Annotated in this window: 13 protein-coding genes and 12 tRNA genes; 2 read left to right on the forward strand and 23 right to left on the reverse strand. The window is 38.2% G+C overall.

All coding sequences use genetic code 11. From position 1 onward, the window contains the following. Positions 1-6 precede the first annotated feature (6 nt). The 10 genes from ACFSTH_RS11935 to ACFSTH_RS11980 form a co-directional block, all read right to left on the reverse strand. On the reverse strand, positions 7-1,500 hold the full coding sequence (locus ACFSTH_RS11935) for a CdaR family protein (RefSeq protein ID WP_377769528.1): 1,494 nt from the start codon (positions 1,498-1,500) through the stop codon (positions 7-9). Beyond that, entirely contained in the window at positions 1,493-2,338 is an 846-nt protein-coding gene (cdaA, locus tag ACFSTH_RS11940) for a diadenylate cyclase CdaA (RefSeq protein WP_377769527.1), read from the reverse strand. Before cdaA ends, ACFSTH_RS11935 begins: the two co-directional genes overlap by 8 nt. Positions 2,339-2,512: 174 nt before the next feature. Continuing rightward, positions 2,513-3,157, reverse strand: coding sequence for a zf-HC2 domain-containing protein (locus ACFSTH_RS11945; RefSeq protein ID WP_377769526.1), 645 nt, complete (start codon positions 3,155-3,157; stop codon positions 2,513-2,515). Positions 3,158-3,252: 95 nt separating this feature from the next. Beyond that, positions 3,253-3,810, reverse strand: a complete 558-nt coding sequence (sigW, locus tag ACFSTH_RS11950) for an RNA polymerase sigma factor SigW (protein ID WP_377769540.1) — start codon at positions 3,808-3,810, stop codon at positions 3,253-3,255. Positions 3,811-4,068: 258 nt separating this feature from the next. Further along, positions 4,069-6,873: a phosphoenolpyruvate carboxylase gene (ppc, locus tag ACFSTH_RS11955; protein ID WP_377769525.1), complete on the reverse strand. Its 2,805-nt coding sequence runs from the start codon at positions 6,871-6,873 to the stop codon at positions 4,069-4,071. A gap of 485 nt (positions 6,874-7,358) precedes the next feature. Beyond that, the gene (gene ftsW / locus ACFSTH_RS11960) at positions 7,359-8,507 is read right to left on the reverse strand and encodes a putative lipid II flippase FtsW (RefSeq protein WP_377769524.1); all 1,149 of its coding nucleotides are present in this window, start codon (positions 8,505-8,507) and stop codon (positions 7,359-7,361) included. Positions 8,508-8,906: 399 nt separating this feature from the next. After that, positions 8,907-9,926: a galactose/methyl galactoside ABC transporter permease MglC gene (gene mglC, locus ACFSTH_RS11965; protein WP_377769522.1), complete on the reverse strand. Its 1,020-nt coding sequence runs from the start codon at positions 9,924-9,926 to the stop codon at positions 8,907-8,909. After that, on the reverse strand, positions 9,923-11,437 hold the full coding sequence (locus ACFSTH_RS11970; RefSeq protein WP_377769539.1) for a sugar ABC transporter ATP-binding protein: 1,515 nt from the start codon (positions 11,435-11,437) through the stop codon (positions 9,923-9,925). The genes mglC and ACFSTH_RS11970 overlap by 4 nt, the downstream gene beginning before the upstream one ends. Before the next feature lie 119 nt (positions 11,438-11,556). Continuing rightward, on the reverse strand, positions 11,557-12,618 hold the full coding sequence (locus ACFSTH_RS11975; RefSeq protein ID WP_377769521.1) for a galactose ABC transporter substrate-binding protein: 1,062 nt from the start codon (positions 12,616-12,618) through the stop codon (positions 11,557-11,559). A 361-nt stretch (positions 12,619-12,979) separates the two neighbouring features. Then, positions 12,980-13,294, reverse strand: coding sequence for a hypothetical protein (locus ACFSTH_RS11980; protein WP_377769520.1), 315 nt, complete (start codon positions 13,292-13,294; stop codon positions 12,980-12,982). Positions 13,295-13,548: 254 nt separating this feature from the next. Here ACFSTH_RS11980 and ACFSTH_RS11985 point away from each other — a divergent pair, with 254 nt between their 5' ends. Together ACFSTH_RS11985 and ACFSTH_RS11990 are read left to right on the forward strand one after the other, a co-directional pair. Then, positions 13,549-13,872, forward strand: a complete 324-nt coding sequence (locus ACFSTH_RS11985; RefSeq protein WP_377793693.1) for an S-Ena type endospore appendage — start codon at positions 13,549-13,551, stop codon at positions 13,870-13,872. A 64-nt stretch (positions 13,873-13,936) separates the two neighbouring features. Further along, entirely contained in the window at positions 13,937-14,260 is a 324-nt protein-coding gene (locus tag ACFSTH_RS11990) for a DUF1360 domain-containing protein (protein ID WP_377793695.1), read from the forward strand. A 494-nt stretch (positions 14,261-14,754) separates the two neighbouring features. Here ACFSTH_RS11990 and ACFSTH_RS11995 read toward each other — a convergent pair. The 13 genes from ACFSTH_RS11995 to ACFSTH_RS12055 form a co-directional block, all read right to left on the reverse strand. Beyond that, a tRNA-Gly gene (locus tag ACFSTH_RS11995) sits at positions 14,755-14,828 on the reverse strand. Between the two features lie 15 nt (positions 14,829-14,843). Further along, positions 14,844-14,920 (reverse strand) — tRNA-Pro (locus ACFSTH_RS12000). A gap of 19 nt (positions 14,921-14,939) precedes the next feature. Beyond that, positions 14,940-15,016 (reverse strand) — tRNA-Arg (locus tag ACFSTH_RS12005). 6 nt (positions 15,017-15,022) lie between these two features. Next, positions 15,023-15,097: transfer RNA gene (locus tag ACFSTH_RS12010), tRNA-Gly, on the reverse strand. Positions 15,098-15,222: 125 nt separating this feature from the next. Beyond that, a tRNA-Leu gene (locus ACFSTH_RS12015) sits at positions 15,223-15,307 on the reverse strand. A gap of 146 nt (positions 15,308-15,453) precedes the next feature. Continuing rightward, positions 15,454-16,911 carry an aspartate ammonia-lyase gene (gene aspA, locus ACFSTH_RS12020; protein WP_377769538.1) on the reverse strand — a complete coding sequence of 486 codons (1,458 nt, stop codon included), beginning with the start codon at positions 16,909-16,911 and terminating at the stop codon, positions 15,454-15,456. Between the two features lie 227 nt (positions 16,912-17,138). Then, positions 17,139-17,223, reverse strand: a tRNA-Leu gene (locus ACFSTH_RS12025). A gap of 26 nt (positions 17,224-17,249) precedes the next feature. Further along, positions 17,250-17,325: transfer RNA gene (locus tag ACFSTH_RS12030), tRNA-Lys, on the reverse strand. 6 nt (positions 17,326-17,331) lie between these two features. Further along, positions 17,332-17,406 (reverse strand) — tRNA-Gln (locus ACFSTH_RS12035). A gap of 8 nt (positions 17,407-17,414) precedes the next feature. Continuing rightward, a tRNA-Val gene (locus tag ACFSTH_RS12040) sits at positions 17,415-17,490 on the reverse strand. Positions 17,491-17,566: 76 nt separating this feature from the next. Continuing rightward, a tRNA-Glu gene (locus tag ACFSTH_RS12045) sits at positions 17,567-17,641 on the reverse strand. Between the two features lie 54 nt (positions 17,642-17,695). After that, positions 17,696-17,771: transfer RNA gene (locus ACFSTH_RS12050), tRNA-Thr, on the reverse strand. A gap of 3 nt (positions 17,772-17,774) precedes the next feature. Next, positions 17,775-17,850, reverse strand: a tRNA-Asn gene (locus ACFSTH_RS12055). Between the last annotated feature and the right edge of the window lie 140 nt (positions 17,851-17,990).

Below are 17,990 nucleotides of genomic sequence, written 5' to 3' on the forward strand. Positions count from 1 at the left end.
GCTCCTTCATCCTATCCGCTTTTGTTTGCTCTCTGTCTCTGCTCGACTACTATTATTGCTGCCAGTACCTACTTCTTCTTCTTTGCCACTCCCCACACCACTGTTGGTCGGATCTTCTCCTCCGTCAGGGGTCGGGGTTGGGCTAGGACTAGGTGATGGCGCTGGAGTGGTGCTAGGACTGGGTGAAGATGTCGGATATATTTCCTCCGGGCGACCAATGACTTCTTGATCTCCATCATCCTCCCCTTCCTCTGTCGTTCCCGCTTCAACGACTACTTCAATCATTAATGTTTGCTCCTCATTTTGTACCGGATAAATGTACGGAGGCAGCTCTATTTCAAGTGGAATCGTATGATTTCCAACTGGTAAATCTGCAATATTAGCGATAACACTTATGTCATCATCTTTTAACTTTGCAAGTGCTGATTCAGTTCCACTAACTAATAAATTTATCTTCCCAGAATCTGGTGCAACTATTTTCACACTTTCTCCCAGTGGCTTACCTTGAAAGGTGATCGGCAACGCCGATAACTGCTTCGTCTTAGAATTTTCAACGTTAATCGTAACTTTCAGCTCTGCTGGAGTGACGGATTTAACCCCTTCAATTGCAGATGCTTTAATAACATATTCACCAGGTTCTTTTACTTTAGACAAATCAAGGATATAACCATCAAATATTGAAATACGCTCCAAATCATGCTGTTCCGCAAACACTGTTACTTGCTCTACTTCCGGCTCCACAGATAAGATGCTAGATCCGCTTGGTAAAGCTCCAGAATAGCGAATTTGCAATGGTACTTGTTTACTTGGCCAATTCACTGGCACTTCCACATGCACCGTTTCCGGTGTAATCTGAGCGTTCGGTACTTCGTTACCTTCTGAATCCAACGCTATCAGACGTGCTTTTTTACTGACTACTGTCTTATCTGCATTCGTCAAATCTACTTCTACCACTACTTTTTTCACACGTACCATTTCATTTTCAGTTAAAGTCACTTCCACTTTACCACCTGGTTCCGACAAAATCACCGGTGTCCCCACAACTAGCCCAGCTTGTGGACTTCCTTTAGTAACCACTTCCACATCAAAACTATTAGTCATAATCTCTTCAATGTTAACTATAACTGATTGTGGAAACAATTCCACTTTTTGAATACCTTTTGGCAGTTTAACAGACAACGGTACTTCATGAAATCCCGCTTTCATGTTCGATAAATCGATATTAACAACATAATCTTCGTCTGCAGCGTTATAAAAACTGGTAATTCTACCGCCTACCACTAAATTAGCGACCGTTGGTTCCATGCCAGCAAGCTTAAAACGCTTGGTATCAAGTCCAACAGGAACAATGGTCACTGCTTCAATAATTGTTGTATTATAATTAGACGTTCCCATCTGTGGCTTAGTTTCTAAGTCAATATGTACGACCGCCCATAATAATAATGCAATAACTAATGCAATTATTTTAAGTACAGTTGGATGATTAAACCATTTATCCATTGCGATCTCCTTTCTGTTTCCACCAAGAAACTACTGCTGATCGCCGTTTACTGGAATTCGATGATTTGGGTAGTAATTCTTCAAACAATTTTGAAATTAACGACTCCTTATTAATATCTCTGACAATCATCCCATTCATCGTCAAAGATAACTGCCCTGTCTCTTCCGAAACAATGACTGCTAAAGCATCACTTACTTCAGTAACTCCGATTGCAGCGCGATGTCTCGTCCCTAATTCTTTACTAATAAATGGATTTTCTGACAATGGCAAATAACAACCAGCAGCCATAATTTGATTGCCGCGAATAATAACCGCTCCATCATGTAACGGAGAATTAGGCGTAAATATATTCATCAATAGCTCTGCACTAATTTTAGACTCCATCCGTACACCTGACTCGATCATCTCACTAATACCAGTCTGCCGCTCAAATACGATCAATGCTCCTATTTTACGACTAGACATAAATTGAATTGCTTTAATTAATTCATCTATTTGATAATTAAGATCCTGTCGTTCAATCGATAAAGAAGAACGTGAAAATATATTGCCCCGACCAAGCTGTTCCAATACTCGTCGTAATTCCGGTTGGAATATAATAATAATCGCCAAAATACCAAGTGTAAACATTTGATTCATCAGCCATTTAAGCGTATATAGGTTAAACCACATACTTATTGCCCATGTGGCGACTAGAACGATTATCCCTCTAAGCAATTGTACCGCTCGAGTTCCTTTTACTAGTACTAATATTTTATAAATAATAAATGTAACAATAGCAATATCTATTGCATCTTTGATCCAATCTTGCCATGTCGTATCCAAGAAATAGTTCATGAGCAGACCCCCAGCAGCTAACTGCATTTCTTTCTATCATTTTTGCAGGGCGTAGCAGTCACCATGCTCTCTATATTTTACATCGAATTGGCGAATTTGCAAAATTAGTTTTAATATATCTTCATATTTGACATATATGCATAAAAAAACACTTCCCTATACAGATAGGGAAGTTCAATTAGCAGTTAAATTGTTGAAAACAGAAGATATTTTAAACCAAAACCAATCCAACGTTTGATTTATTTCTTTCACCTGACCGACAATTTTTCCAGTAGAAGCAAGTAGCATATCGCCATCAACTACTGTAATATTGCCAATTACTTCTCCTCGCACTTCCAAATGACCCTTTTCGACTGTTAAATTTCCACTTAACCGTGCACCTTCTGGTACAATGATTGTTCCTTGCTCAATAACTAGCTGATCTATATCTTCAGGTGCTATAGATATAACCAGATCTGTTTGCCCACCCCATGAAGCTAACAACCCTGTCAACATAACAACACAAAATATAATAGCAGCGGCAACAAACGGATGACGATAAACGTACTTTATTACTCCATTGCGTTGCTTTTTACGAGGAGTAATATTCGCTAATATTTTCGCCTGCAGCTGCTCAGAAGCAGCTTGATCATATTTCGCCTCTGACTCCATCACTTCAAATACAAGGTAAGCTGATGCGTCTGTTTTCTCCAACTGCTCAAAATGATTACTGCAAGAAGGACAGCTTACCATATGCGACTTCAATAATGAAACGTGATCATGGCTAAGCTCACCGTCTAAGTAATCATGCATCATGCCAATGGCAACTTTGCACTCCATAGTAGCCAGTCCCTTCTTTCCCACTACATAATTACAAGCTCACTTTTACATACGTTATTCCCTACAAAATGTTTCATTATTATTTTACACTGCGTTTACAAACGATGCTCCAATTTTTTCCGCAACATTTCTCGTCCTCGGTGTACTCTTGTTTTGATCGTTGTCACTGGCATCTCTACAATTTCACTTATCTCTTGTAAAGATAACTCATTCATATACCGCAATGCCATGATGGTTTTATACTTTGGTGGTAACGATTGTATCGCTTCTCGAATAATGCGCTGAGTATCCGTCAATATCAGCTCTGATTCAGGTGTTGTTTCGTCGCTTGGCATCATCGAATAGCCATCCAAACCTTCATAATCCGATGACTCCGCATCAAGGGAATACGTCGGACGCCTTCTGCGCAAACGATCGATACAAACATTAGTTGCTATACGATAAATCCAAGTAGAAAATTTCAACGAAATGTCAAAACGATGTAGATTTTTATATACACGAAGAAAAGTGTCCTGTACGACATCTTCCGCTTCTTGCCTATTTCCAAGCATTCGATAAGACATATGAAAAAGCTTGTCTTGGTACAAGCTCACAAGCTCAGCAAAAGCTCGTTGATCACCTTTAAGTGTAAGACGAGCGAGATGGTTATCTATATCATTCAATATTTCTTCCTCCAAACATCGTTAAAACAAACGATCACGACATAATGAGTACAAAGTACTTCACTTGTCGATTTTAGACGAACTACTTATATTCTATCAAACAATATGTTATTCATAAAGCATAAAAACAGTATTCCTTATAATTCAAATTAACTATCAAACTAGTAGGACTATTTTCCACAAAAAAAACCTGTTGTCTTGTGTAACCACTAGAAGTGGAAACTAAAGACAACAGGTTGCCATTACATATTAACCAGTATTACGTAGACCAGCAGCAATTCCGTTAATAGTCAGCAATACTTCTCGTAATAGTTCAGCATCATCTTCATCATTTTCACGTAGCTGACGCAATTCTGTCAACAAGCTTACTTGCAAATAACTTAGCGGATCGACGTATGGATTACGTAGTCTAATCGACTCTTGAATAACTGGGACGTTATCTAATATTTGTTGCTGTCCCGTAATTTTCAGTATAAGTGCTGATGTTAAATAATACTCTTCTTCAATTTGAAAGAAAATTCGATCACGCACTTGTTTATTTTTAATCATCCGAGCATATTCCCTAGCAATAACTAAATCTGCTTTAGCTAAAGCCATTTGTAAATTATCAATTAACGTTGTAAAGAATGGGAATTCTTCGTACATTTCTTGTAATTTAGCAAGTTTTGCAGGATCATTATCAATATACGTTTGGAACGCTGTTCCTGCTGCATACCATGCTGGAAGTAGATAACGACTTTGTGTCCAAGCAAATACCCAAGGAATCGCTCGTAAGTCTTCGAACCGATCACTACCTTTCCGTTTGGAAGGTCTTGAACCAATGTTAAGCTCTCCTACTTCAGGCAGTGGTGTCGATTCTCTGAAAAATTCCAAGAAATCTGGATCTCTAAATATTAAATCTTGATACTTCGTCAATGCTGTGTCTGAAATAGAGCGGGCAATCTCATCCCATTCTGCTTCTTTCACAACATCTTCTTCTGGATGCTTAGCTAGTCTTGCTGCCGTAATAAGCGCCCACGTTGCTTGCTCCAAACTACGGTAAGCAATACCTTGTACAGAATAGCGAGAAGATAATACTTCTCCTTGTTCTGTAATTTTAATACCTCCACCAACTGTAGATGGCGGCTGAGCAAGAATACTTCGGTTCAATGGCATACCGCCACGCCCAAGCGCTCCACCTCTACCGTGGAAAAATTTCAACTTCACACCGTACTCGCTAGCTGTTTCCGTTATATCTTTTAACGCTACTCGCAATTCCCAATTCGCTGTTACAACTCCACCATCTTTATTACTATCTGAGTAGCCCAACATAATTTCATGTAAGTTACCACAAGCTTGTACAGCTTCACGGTAAACAGGAATCTCAAACAACTGCTTCATAATAGCAGGAGCTGCGTGCAAATCCTCGATCGTTTCGAACAGCGGGACAGATTGTAGCGTACATACTACTGTACCATCCTCTTCATAACGGAATAAGCCTACTTCTTTGGCAAATACCATAACTTCTAACAAGTCGCTTGCCGCTTCCGTCATACTTATCAAATAACTTGAAATACAATCCACACCAAATTCTTGTTGTGCATCATAAATAGTTTGATATACCTGTAAACACTCTTTGGTTGCATCGGAGTAGTCCAAATAACATCTCGTTAATGGTCGTGGATCTACTAGCAAATGGTGCAGTAGCTCTGTTTTCTCCTGCTCACTTAAAGCACTATAATCATCCGTTATTTTCATTCTTGCCAAAATTTCTGTCATCGCATTTTCATGCTCTTTACTATGTTGACGAACATCCAACGCAGCCAAGTGGAAACCGAATAGCTCTACTTGACGAATGAATTTGGCAATATACGTATCCGCCACGTAATCAGCATAGTGATTACGCAAACTACGATCGATAATATACAAATCTGCTAAAAATTCATCTGGGCTATTATAACGAACTTTGTCGTTATCCTGCTGCTGCTTTCCTGTATTACATAGCTTCTCTAGCATAAACCCAATTTTTATACGATAAGGTTCTGATGTATTACGCCATAATTCTACATTTTTCAATTCGATTTGTTCACGGTCTGCTCGAATAGAAGCAATAAGTTCAGCAGTTACTGTAACAAGGTTAGTGCTGAAGCTTAACATTTCCATCAGTTCTTCCAATTTCTCAGAATACTTGCCAATCACTAATTCACGATGTAATTGTAGCGTTTCCCAAGTAATATTCGCTTTAACAGAAGGGTTACCATCGCGGTCGCCACCAATCCATGAACCAAAACGCAAATAATCATGAACATGCCAGTGTTGTTCTGGATAATATTTCGTTAAACAACGCTCCAGTTCTTCATAAACATCAGGAAGCACTTCAAACAACGTTTCGTCAAAATAATACAAACCATTACGCACTTCATCGATAACCGTTGGCTTACGATCACGCAATTCATCTGTTTGCCATAAAATAAGCACTTCATTCATTAACTTTTCTTTTAATTTCTCACGCTCACGAAAAGTAAGAGTTGGATTGTCAAGCTCCATCATATCGTCTGCAATCCGCTTGTGAATATCTAGTACTGCACGACGAGTTGCTTCCGTTGGATGAGCTGTCATAACAAGCTCTAGAGAAATACCATCGATCATCTCTTTTACATCTTCAATCGTAGTATTACGATCTTTCAGCTTTTGAATTGCACTCTCTATCGATCCACTTTGTACTGCTTCGCCAGATGTTACTTCGTAATCTTTTTTTCTTCTAATACGATGGTTTTGCTCTGCAATATTAACTAACTGAAAATACAGCGCAAATGCACGAATGACCCGAGTTCGGTTAGACGGGTCAATGGACGATATTGTCTCTGTAAATTGCTCGAATAGTTCTGGCACAAATTCTGCACGAACAGCTTTACTTTGTTCTCGAATTTGTTCTACAACATTAAGTAGTTCACGCCCACCTTGATGAACAAGCACTTCACCAAGTATATTTCCTAGAAAGCGAACATCTCGGCGCAATAAATTATTAAGTTGTACTCGACCAGATGCTGCTTGAGCTGAAGATTGATCCGACATACTGTTCCTCCTACAAATCTGTACAGCAAACTCACTTTGTAAACATGAACTCGTAAGTATACTCGCAGTTATTGACGTTTTTTCGCTTCTACTATCATACTACAAATTAGTTCCAGGTTGAAGCCCTAACCCCTTGTAATATGTATTCTTCCTGCATTATCTTCCTGTAGTATTCTCCATCAAGATTAACTTAGTCAACAACCATAATTATATATGATCTATCATTCGACCGCTTACAATAGTAATCCGATGCTACTTGCAAACAAAACTATTCCTATACTAATCACGATTTTATAAATATACTGTATAGTAACAATTATCACTTTTTTTATCGATTTACGCAAATCATTTCACGATATATTGTCAAAAACACTATAAATAACTAAAGCAGCCGTATTATGGCTGCTCTGCTAACTAACATCGTCTATAACACAACATCATAATAATACGATCACTAGTAGTGCTATCGTAATTGCTAAAGTGTATTACCTACTATTGCTGCGCATATTTTTTTTCTTTTCTACTACTCGATTCCGATCCGCTTGTCGCGATAAGTTCAGCAACAACCCTGTACTAACCATCGACAACATTAACGACGTACCACCATAACTAATAAAAGGAAGAGTAACCCCTGTAATTGGCAAACTTCCCGTAGCTGCTCCCATATTCAATAAAAATTGAATGGAAAACATCGCACATATACCAACACCAAGCAATATTTCAAACGTTTCTTTATTTGCTAATGCAGCTCGAAATCCACGCCACAAAAACAATAGAAATACTAATACAAACAATGACGAACCAATAAAACCAAACTCTTCTGCTATAACCGAATAAATAAAATCCGTATACGGAGCTGGCAAATAAAATAGTTTTTGCACACTTTGTCCCAGACCCGTTCCCGTCCAACCACCATGTCCAATCGCAAATAGAGAATGACCCAATTGATAACTACCATCTAACAAATCTTCCATTGGATTCAAAAATGAAACAATACGTTGCAATCGATAGTCGTCACCTATAGCAAGTATTATAATAATCGGTAAAGCAGCCACTCCAATTAAACCAATGTGTCTTAAATCAGCTCCACCTGCAACAATAATAACACCCGCTATCGCTGCCATAATCATCATCGTTCCATAATCGGGTTGCTTTTCAACAAGGACAAAAATAATGCCAAGCACAACAAATATAGGTAGTAAACCACGTTTAATCGATCTAATTTTTTCACCTTTATTACTAATTAAAGCTGCCAAATATATAATAATCGCAAGTTTTGTCACTTCAGATGGCTGGAACGTAAACGACATCACTTCGAACCAACGTTGCGCTCCACCTCTTTCCACTCCAACTGCTAGAACCAAAACTAACATTACTATAGAAACTAAAATAAGTAGTGGGGCACTTTTCTTCAACATGATGAGCGGTAGGCGCATGCATATCAGCATCAATATAAAACCTGCAAATGCGAATACAGCTTGCCGTGTTAAAAAATGCCACGGATTACCATACTCTTGCAATCCAATTGCTGAACTAGCACTAAACACCATAACAAGTCCAAATCCAACCAATAATACTGTTAAAAATAATAGTAAAAAATCTGGTCTTCCCTTTAACTTTTCTTCATTGCTCACTCATGCAACACCCCCATATCCCAATACCTTGTACTCTCTGTCTATAACAATCTATGTAAACAATATTATAGATAAAAAGACTCTTATCCTAACTATTGTAACACATCCGACTAGCTAGTTTGAATGGGACGGCTTACTCAAACCTACCTATATTTTTTACAACAAATCCCTTCCCTTATTATACAAAAAAAATAGCTATACGTAAAAACAAACGTCTAATCACATAATATCTACTATTAAATGGGTATTACTAGTAACGTTAATTTTCTTTTAATTTCATTTCGCCTTTTTCTGAAATAGTCCTAAAGAACCACTGCATAGTAAACGACAAAAAACCTGCTGTTTGCTAACAGTCATTCTACCACTAGCAAACAACAAGTCTATTTTGACTAACACCGATTACTTTTTAGCAATATTACGACGAATATCAATCGCAACTGCTGTAATAATAATCAATCCTTTAACGATAAACTGATAATACGGACTTACACCAATAAACGTCAAACCATAGTTAATAACACCGAATATAAGTACACCAGCTGCTACGCCTTGCACCTTTCCAATTCCTCCCGCGGTAGATACACCACCAACAACGCATGCTGCAATCGCATCTAACTCGTACATAAATCCATAGTTATTATTTGCTCCACCTGTTCTAGCCGCTTCCAGTACCCCTGCAATACCATACAACGCACCCGAAATAGAATAAATGAAAATCAAATTACGAGCAACATTAATACCGGATACTTGAGCTGCCTGCACGTTACCACCAATAGCATACATATTTTTCCCAAGTCTCGTTTTATTAAATATAACCCAACAAATAAACGCAACTCCGATAGCGATTAATACCAAATACGGAATAGTATAACCGCCGCCTAAATTAATGTAACCAGAGCCCCATACTTTAAAATCTTCTCGTAGCCCACCGATTGGCTGAGAATGGTTAGGCTCCATATCAAAATATAAACTATTAATACCATAAACGGCAATCATCGTACCAAGCGTTGCAATAAACGGAGGTATACGCAATTTCGCAACGACAAAACCATTGACCAATCCCACTAAAAAACCAACCCCAACACCAACAAGTGCAGGAATAAAAGGAGATAGCTGTGGCAGATCCGGAAAAAATCGATTGGCATATTCATCAATCTGTAACATCGATGCTGATATAACAGCGGTCAATCCTACCACTCGACCAGATGATAAATCCGTTCCACCTGTAATTAGTATAAATGCAGCTCCAAGTGCAATAATTAATTTAGTTGATGACTGATGTAATATATCTCTTAAAGATGAAAACGCCAAAAAACTTGGATCAGCAATTGCTATTCCAATAATCAAAAATATAAGTACGACGAATATCGCACGTTGCGATAAATAATTTTTCACTTTTACAACTGTAGTTGGGTTCATTCTTCTGCTCCTCCTGCTATTGATGAACGTTCTTGTGCAGCTAAACGCATAATTTCTTCTTCCGTCGCTGATTTTCCATCAACAATACCACTTAATCTACCTTCACTCATCACCATAATTCGATCTGACATTCCGATTAATTCTGGCATTTCTGATGAAATCATAATAATTCCCTTTCCTTGCTTCGCTAACTCCGTGATAAAACTATAAATTTCAAACTTCGCTCCAACATCAATACCTCTTGTAGGCTCATCCAACAACAATATATCTGGGTCCGTTAACAACCAACGAGCTAACAATACCTTTTGCTGATTTCCACCAGATAAAAACTGTATTTGTTGTTGAATCGATGGCGTTTTTGTTCTAAACTTTTCAACATTTTCCGCCGCTTCCTTCCTTGCCTCTTTTTCCCGTAACAGTCCATACCATGATTGGTACTTAGGCAAACTAGCAATTACAGTGTTTTCATATACAGATAGCATTGGAAAAATTCCTGTTGCTCGCCGTTCTTCTGTTAATAGTGCAATTTTATGTTGTTTAGCTACCGCTGGTGATTTTATTTTTACTAACTTTTCATTAATATAAATATTACCTGAAGCAACCGACCTAATGCCGAATAGCGCTTCGATCATTTCTGTACGCTGGGCGCCTACTAAGCCACCTAGCCCTAATATCTCACCTTTTCTTAGCTCAAAACTTATATCCTGAAAAGACCTCGGCAAAGGCGAACTTAATTTTTCTACTTTCAACAACGTTTCCCCTGGTACATTAGTCCGTTCTGGAAAACGTTCCGTCAGATCACGACCAACCATTTTAGTAATAATTAAATCTGTAGTCATTTCACTGGACGGCCATGTACCTACATAAAATCCATCACGCATAATAGTAACTTCATCAGAAATTCTCAAAATCTCTTCCATCTTGTGCGATATGTAAATAATGGCTACTCCTCGTTTACGCAAACGATTAATAATAGAAAATAACTGTTCAACTTCATTACCTGTTAGAGAAGAAGTAGGCTCATCCATAACCAATACTTTAGAGTTAAATGAAACAGCTTTGGCAATTTCTAACGTCTGTATCTTAGATACAGATAACAATCCCGTCATTATATTAGGGTCTATATCAAGCTCCAAATCTTCGAACAAAGCTTTCGTTTGTTCATACATTTGTTTATGACTGATAAGTTTAAACGGTCCTATACCTTTCATCGGAAATCTTCCGAGCCATATGTTTTCCATCACACTACGATGTGGAATCGGATGTAATTCTTGATGAATCATCGATACGCCGCTTTGCAAAGCTTCCTTGGAATTGTTAATGCTCATCAATTGTCCATCAATATAAATTTGACCGTTATCTGGCTTATACATTCCGAACAAACACTTCATCAACGTTGACTTACCCGCACCATTTTCTCCCATCAATGCATGTACAGTACCCGGCTTCACTTTCAAGGTCACATTACTTAATGCATTTACTCCTGGAAAACTTTTTGATATATCACGCATCTCTAGCACATATTGCGAATCCAATTTTCATCCTCCTAGCTCAATAACAAAGTTGCCATTCATAGTCTCGATTTCATGGTAGAGAGACAGCATAACAATACGCTGTCTCTCTCTACTTATTATTCTGCTTCCGCTATATTGTCTTTTGTAATTTTCTTATACTCAATCCATACGTACTTATCGTCTACGAGATCATAACCAATATTATCACTTGTTGGTGTTTCTCCTTTAGCAAGTGCTGATGCAATAGCAACTGCTGCTGCTCCTTGCCCTTTTGCATCATTAAGTACCGTACCAAGCATTTTTCCTTCTTTCATCGCTTGAATCGCTGGCGCTGTTGCATCTACACCAACTACAGGTACAAACTTACCTTCTTCACCATTCAGATAACCAGCTGCTACCAATGCTTCAATCGCACCTAGTGCCATATCATCATTGTTAGACAATACTGCTTCAATGTTGTCACCATGTGATGCCAAAAATGCTTGCATTTTTTCTTGACCTTTTACACGATCCCAGTTAGCAAAATCCGAAGCAAGTTTCTCAACTTTAATACCTGCATCTTCCAAGGCTTTGACTGAATGCGTCGTACGCAATTCTGCATCCTGGTGTCCTGGTTCTCCACTTAACATAATATATTGTAGTACTCCATCACCATTTTTATCAGCTGACTCGTTTGCTTCCCAATAATCGGCAATAATCTGTCCAGACATCGTTCCAGATTCTTCTGCTTTTGCTCCAACATAATACACTTTATCCCATGACTGCATATCAGCTTCTACCGGCTCACGGTTAATAAATACAATCGGAGTATCTTTTTCTTTTGCTTTACGAATAAAATCTGTAGCAGCAGTTCTATCGACAGGATTAATAATTAGTGCTTCATACTTTTTATTTAAAAACAAATCGACTTTTTCGTTTTGCGTTGGCTGCGAATTCTGGCTATCTACTATATCTATATTAGCCACCCCTGCAGATACTTCTTTCATTGAATTACGAACCCCTGTCATAAACGTATCATCGAAACGATAAATAGCTGCACCAAAAGTAGGAAGCTTGTCTCCCCCTCCATTAGCACTACCACCGTTATCACTGCTACCACTACCGCCACTTCCACCACTACAAGCTGCTGAAAGCAACATAATACCTGTTAACATCGTTAATACCCATTTTCTTTTCATTAAAAATTTCCTCCCCTTATTATAAATATGCTTTGTAATACCTAAAATCTGATATCGCTTACATTTTATCATGGTATTTTCATCCATCGTTATAATATATCTTATTACTATTTGTGTAATATTTAGGAATTTATTTTTATTGAAAACTTCAACAAACTAAACCTAGTAAAATTTTTAGAGAATATAACAATATTTTTATAATTTGACTATTACATTGAAAAATCTTTTCTTTTATTGACTTGATCTACCAAATGACACTTTCTTATAAATAATCAAAAAAATAAATCTATCCACATTACAAATAAAAAATAACTAGAAAAATGAGTAGTTATCCACAAACTATTAACAATTCACTAACGACTTATACACACTCTACTAACGAACCACTGTATAGTAAATCTATAATTACGCAAAAAAGAACCATATGGCATTCATCCACACGATTCTTTTTCAAACTGTGAATAACAGAAATCTTGTTAAGACCTGTAACTACAGCAATAGCCGAATCTCCATCAAGAATCTTAAATTCTTCTATCCCAAACGATCCAACAACATAAACGTGCATCACGCAATCGGAAACATTCGTAACACTTAATATTGCATCTGGGTTATGCACAGTTAGCGATTGATAAACCGTCTGAGCTGGACCATTACAAATTTCTTTCATACTACTCAATTAAACTAGTCTCTACTCTATTTTCTACAAAAACAATGAATACCTAGAACAAAAAAAACAATTTCAAATATTATAAAGTACACTCTAGTTACGAGGTGAAAAGAAAAACAATACTTCATTGTAACTATAAGGAGGTGAAATTAATGATAAGCACTCGCCAAAAGATAAGCGTGAGAATTTCCCATATAAATAATAGATGCCGACCAAAAAGAAAAAGATGTCATCGTAGACCAAAACGACATTTCACAAAAGTTATGACAATAAGAGAATGTGTGCCTATAGAACAAAGATGTGGTAACATGACGTTCATTCCTGCCTTCGAGACACTTAAATCTCACCGTATCATCAAAGCTCCAGCAGGTTCATTTACTATTACGAACACAAGTGATCACTGTACCATGAACGTTAAGATAGATACGTTTAAAGAACGATGTAACACTGTACAAATTCCAGCCGGTTCTTCTTTTACCGCAGTTGTTTCTGATTTGAGAAATATAGAGATAGCATGTTTCGGGAACTCTAACAATATATGCACAGGTACTATTAACTTTGATTTAGTCTATGTTATTAAACTCTAATTAAAAAGAATAGAATGTAGGAAAAGGGAGAAGAACAATGCTTGAACACTTTTCGTTTTTAACAATGGTTATTTTAGTGTTCGCTTCATTTCGCTTGACCCATCTGCTAGTCTTTGACAATATTACTTGGTTCCTAAGGAAACCCTTCCTACTTGTTAACAAAATAGATACCGATGATGGGAGAAGTGCGCAACAAATTACAGTGAGAGGAAAAGGAATTCGTCGTTTTATTGGTTCGTTATTCATATGTCATTGGTGTATGGGAATTTGGTCATCTGCACTAATAATCACTGTGTATTACCTAGTCCCTGCATCAATTTACATCCTGTTAATTTTAGCTATAGCAGGTATGGCAGCCTTTATTGAAAGTCATTTACTAAAAAAGTGATTTTTTCTTATTCAAAATGGCAGATAAGTGACGAACGTTGATTATAGTATTGAAATGGAAGTATCAGTAAATTCTCAAGTACTTCTTTATACGGCAGCTCAAACTGCTGACTAAAAATTTCTGTCACTCCCTGTTTCATGACTAGAGCTTGGGCTAAATATGCTTGAAAGAACCCTTTCTTTGAATTTTGTGTAATAACTCAATTCTACAAGAAAGGGACTTCCCTTTTCTATTTATCTATTTACTTACACAAGATATTTTTCCATTTGAAAAAGCTCGCCAAGAAGATGAGTACAGAAATGAATTTTGGAGTGCGAAAGACATAGCCAAATTACTAGATTATGTAGAATTCAAAACTGGTAAAGATGCTCGTCACAAAGTTTAATAAAAAGTCTTATCCTAAAGTAGCTTGCCCAAAAGTCGATACTAAACATATTGAAATTTAGAAAACAAAAAATCCCTTGATGAACAAGGGATTGTCGGATTAAATGTTATGGAGCGGGTGATGGGAATCGAACCCACGCTATTAGCTTGGAAGGCTAAAGTTCTACCATTGAACTACACCCGCATATTTAATTTATAGTGGTCGGGACGACACGATTTGAACATGCGACCCCCTGGTCCCAAACCAGGTGCTCTACCAAGCTGAGCTACGTCCCGTAAGTAATCTTTAGTAAAATGGCACGCCCTAAGAGATTCGAACTCCCGACCTTTTGATTCGTAGTCAAACGCTCTATCCAGCTGAGCTAAGGGCGCACACTATGGAGCGGAAGACGGGGATCGAACCCGCGACCCTCGCCTTGGCAAGGCGATGCTCTACCGCTGAGCCACTTCCGCAAAATGTTTCTGCACTTTATTCACCTGTCTATCACGGCGACAACTAATAATATATCATATCTGAAATCTTTATGCAAGCTTTTTTTTGAAATCTTTTTAGAAAATATTTTGTAAATTTGTTATTATGGTGCGCGTGAAGGGAGTCGAACCCCCACACCCGAAGGCGCCAGATCCTAAGTCTGGTGCGTCTGCCAATTCCGCCACACGCGCATAGTAGCAAATTTTCTAACTGGTCAACAGAAATTATTATCCCATATTCATAAAGAGATTGCAAGTGTTTTATTTAAAAAAATAAAAAAATGCTGCTAAAAACGATTCGTTTCTAGCAGTCCTTTTCTGTACAGTATATATTTGGGCTAAGGTTGTATCTGTGGCTGAGGTTCGAGTACCTCTTGCTCTTTAGATTGTAGTAACTGCTTTCCGGCAATTCCTGGTTCCGTCATTTGAAACGGATCTAAAATGATGTCTAATTGTTCATTAGTTAGCACACCATATTCCACGCATAATTCGCGAACTGATCGTCCAGATAGTATCGCTTCCCTTGCTATTTTAGAAGAATGTTCGTACCCCAAATGAGGGTTAAGAGCAGTAATGATACCTACGCTACTGTCCACATATTGCTTGCAATATGCTATATTTGCTTCTATTCCTTCCAAACAGTACGCTCGGAACACTGTAAAAACTTGGTTCATCATACTGATCGATTGTAATAAATTAAAAATTAGAACAGGCTCCATTACATTTAATTCAAATTGTCCAGCTTCCGATGCCAAACTAATCGTATGATCGTTACCCATCACTTGGAAAGCAACTTGATTAACCACTTCACACATAACCGGATTTACTTTTCCTGGCATGATAGATGATCCTGGCTGACGGGCAGGTAGTGTAATTTCAGCTAAACCAGCACGTGGACCAGAAGCCATTAAGCGTAAATCATTAGCTACTTTCGACATATTAATCATACAAATCTTTAATGCTGACGATATTTCTGTATATGCATCTGTATTTTGAGTAGCATCTGGTAAGTGAGCAGCACTTGTCAATGGATAACCGCTAATTTCGGCTAGTTGAGCTACTACCTGCATAATATATTCTGGCTCTGCATTCAACCCTGTACCTACAGCTGTAGCCCCCATATTGACCTGTAGAAGCCCTTCACGAGTTGTCCGCACTCTTTTTATATCACGTTGCAACACACGGCTATATGCTGAAAATTCCTGCCCTAAACGAATAGGAACTGCATCTTGCATATGCGTGCGTCCCATTTTTATCACTGCATCAAATTCAATTGATTTTTTCACAAAAGTGCTATGCATTTCTTCCATCGCAATGAGTAATTTATCTAATAACATAAGCGTTGCTACATGTATAGAAGTAGGAAAAGCATCATTTGTAGATTGCGACATGTTGACATCAGAATTAGGGCTAATCGATGTATAATCGCCCAATTTGCCTCCAAGTAGTTCAATCGCACGATTAGCAATTACTTCATTAGCATTCATGTTAACAGAAGTCCCTGCTCCACCTTGAATCGGATCTACAATAAACTGCTCATGCCATTTGCCATCTATAATTTCTTGTGCCGCCTGTACAATATACTGACCCTTGTCTGCACCTAATTGTTTAATACCCATATTCGCTATCGCAGCAGCCTTCTTCACCATCGCAATAGAAATAATTAATTCTGGATAAAGTCGATACCCTGTAATCGGAAAATTCTCTACCGCGCGTAAAGTTTGAATACCATAGTATGCCGAAGCTGGCACTTCTTTGCTACCTAAAAAATCTTGTTCTACTCTCATATGATTCATTCCTTCTGACAACGCCATATCCTCCCAATAGTATACTCAAACATTATTACAACAATAGCACAGAGCTACTGGAAAGACCATATACTACTTCCAACCATTGTATGAAGATTAATTAGTCGTTATTTCATTAAGCTATAATAGTGAATAAACGTAATTGGAAAAATAAACAAAAAACCTTACTAATAATGAATATTACTCATTACTAGCAAGGTTAATAATTTTTTAAATGGTGCGCGTGAAGGGAGTCGAACCCCCACACCCGAAGGCGCCAGATCCTAAGTCTGGTGCGTCTGCCAATTCCGCCACACGCGCAAATACTTATTTACCAGTTTAAAAACTGGTGAGCCATGAAGGACTCGAACCTTCGACTCCCTGATTAAAAGTCAGGTGCTCTACCAACTGAGCTAATGGCTCATACAATGGCTGGGGATTCAGGGATCGAACCTGAGAATGACGGAGTCAAAGTCCGTTGCCTTACCGCTTGGCTAATCCCCATTGATGGATGGTGGAGGCTAACGGGATCGAACCGCTGACCCTCTGCTTGTAAGGCAGATGCTCTCCCAGCTGAGCTAAGCCTCCATCTAAGACTAGATTAGTATGTACTATATTGTGAAAAATAATGCATCAATAGTAAAATTATTGATAAAAATAAAAATGGTGACCCGTAGGGGATTCGAACCCCTGTTACCTCCGTGAAAGGGAGGTGTCTTAACCCCTTGACCAACGGGCCATAATGTATTCTTCAAGTTGCACTCACATAAAGCTTGTCCATATAGTGATAAAGTGGAGCTCTCAACCGGGATCGAACCGATGACCTCATCCTTACCATGGATGCACTCTACCTACTGAGCTATGAGAGCAAATGGCTCCCCGAACAGGACTCGAACCTGTGACAACTCGATTAACAGTCGAGTGCTCTACCAACTGAGCTATCAGGGAACAGTAGGTTTATTGAAAGTTTACACCTTCAAAACTGGATAGGAACATCGTCGCTTCTTACACATCGTTACTTCATTCTTTAGGATAAGCCCTCGACCGATTAGTATTCGTCAGCTCCGCACATTGCTGTGCTTCCACCC

The organism is Paenibacillus yanchengensis (assembly GCF_042684845.1).
Classification (GTDB): domain Bacteria; phylum Bacillota; class Bacilli; order Paenibacillales; family Paenibacillaceae; genus Pristimantibacillus; species Pristimantibacillus yanchengensis.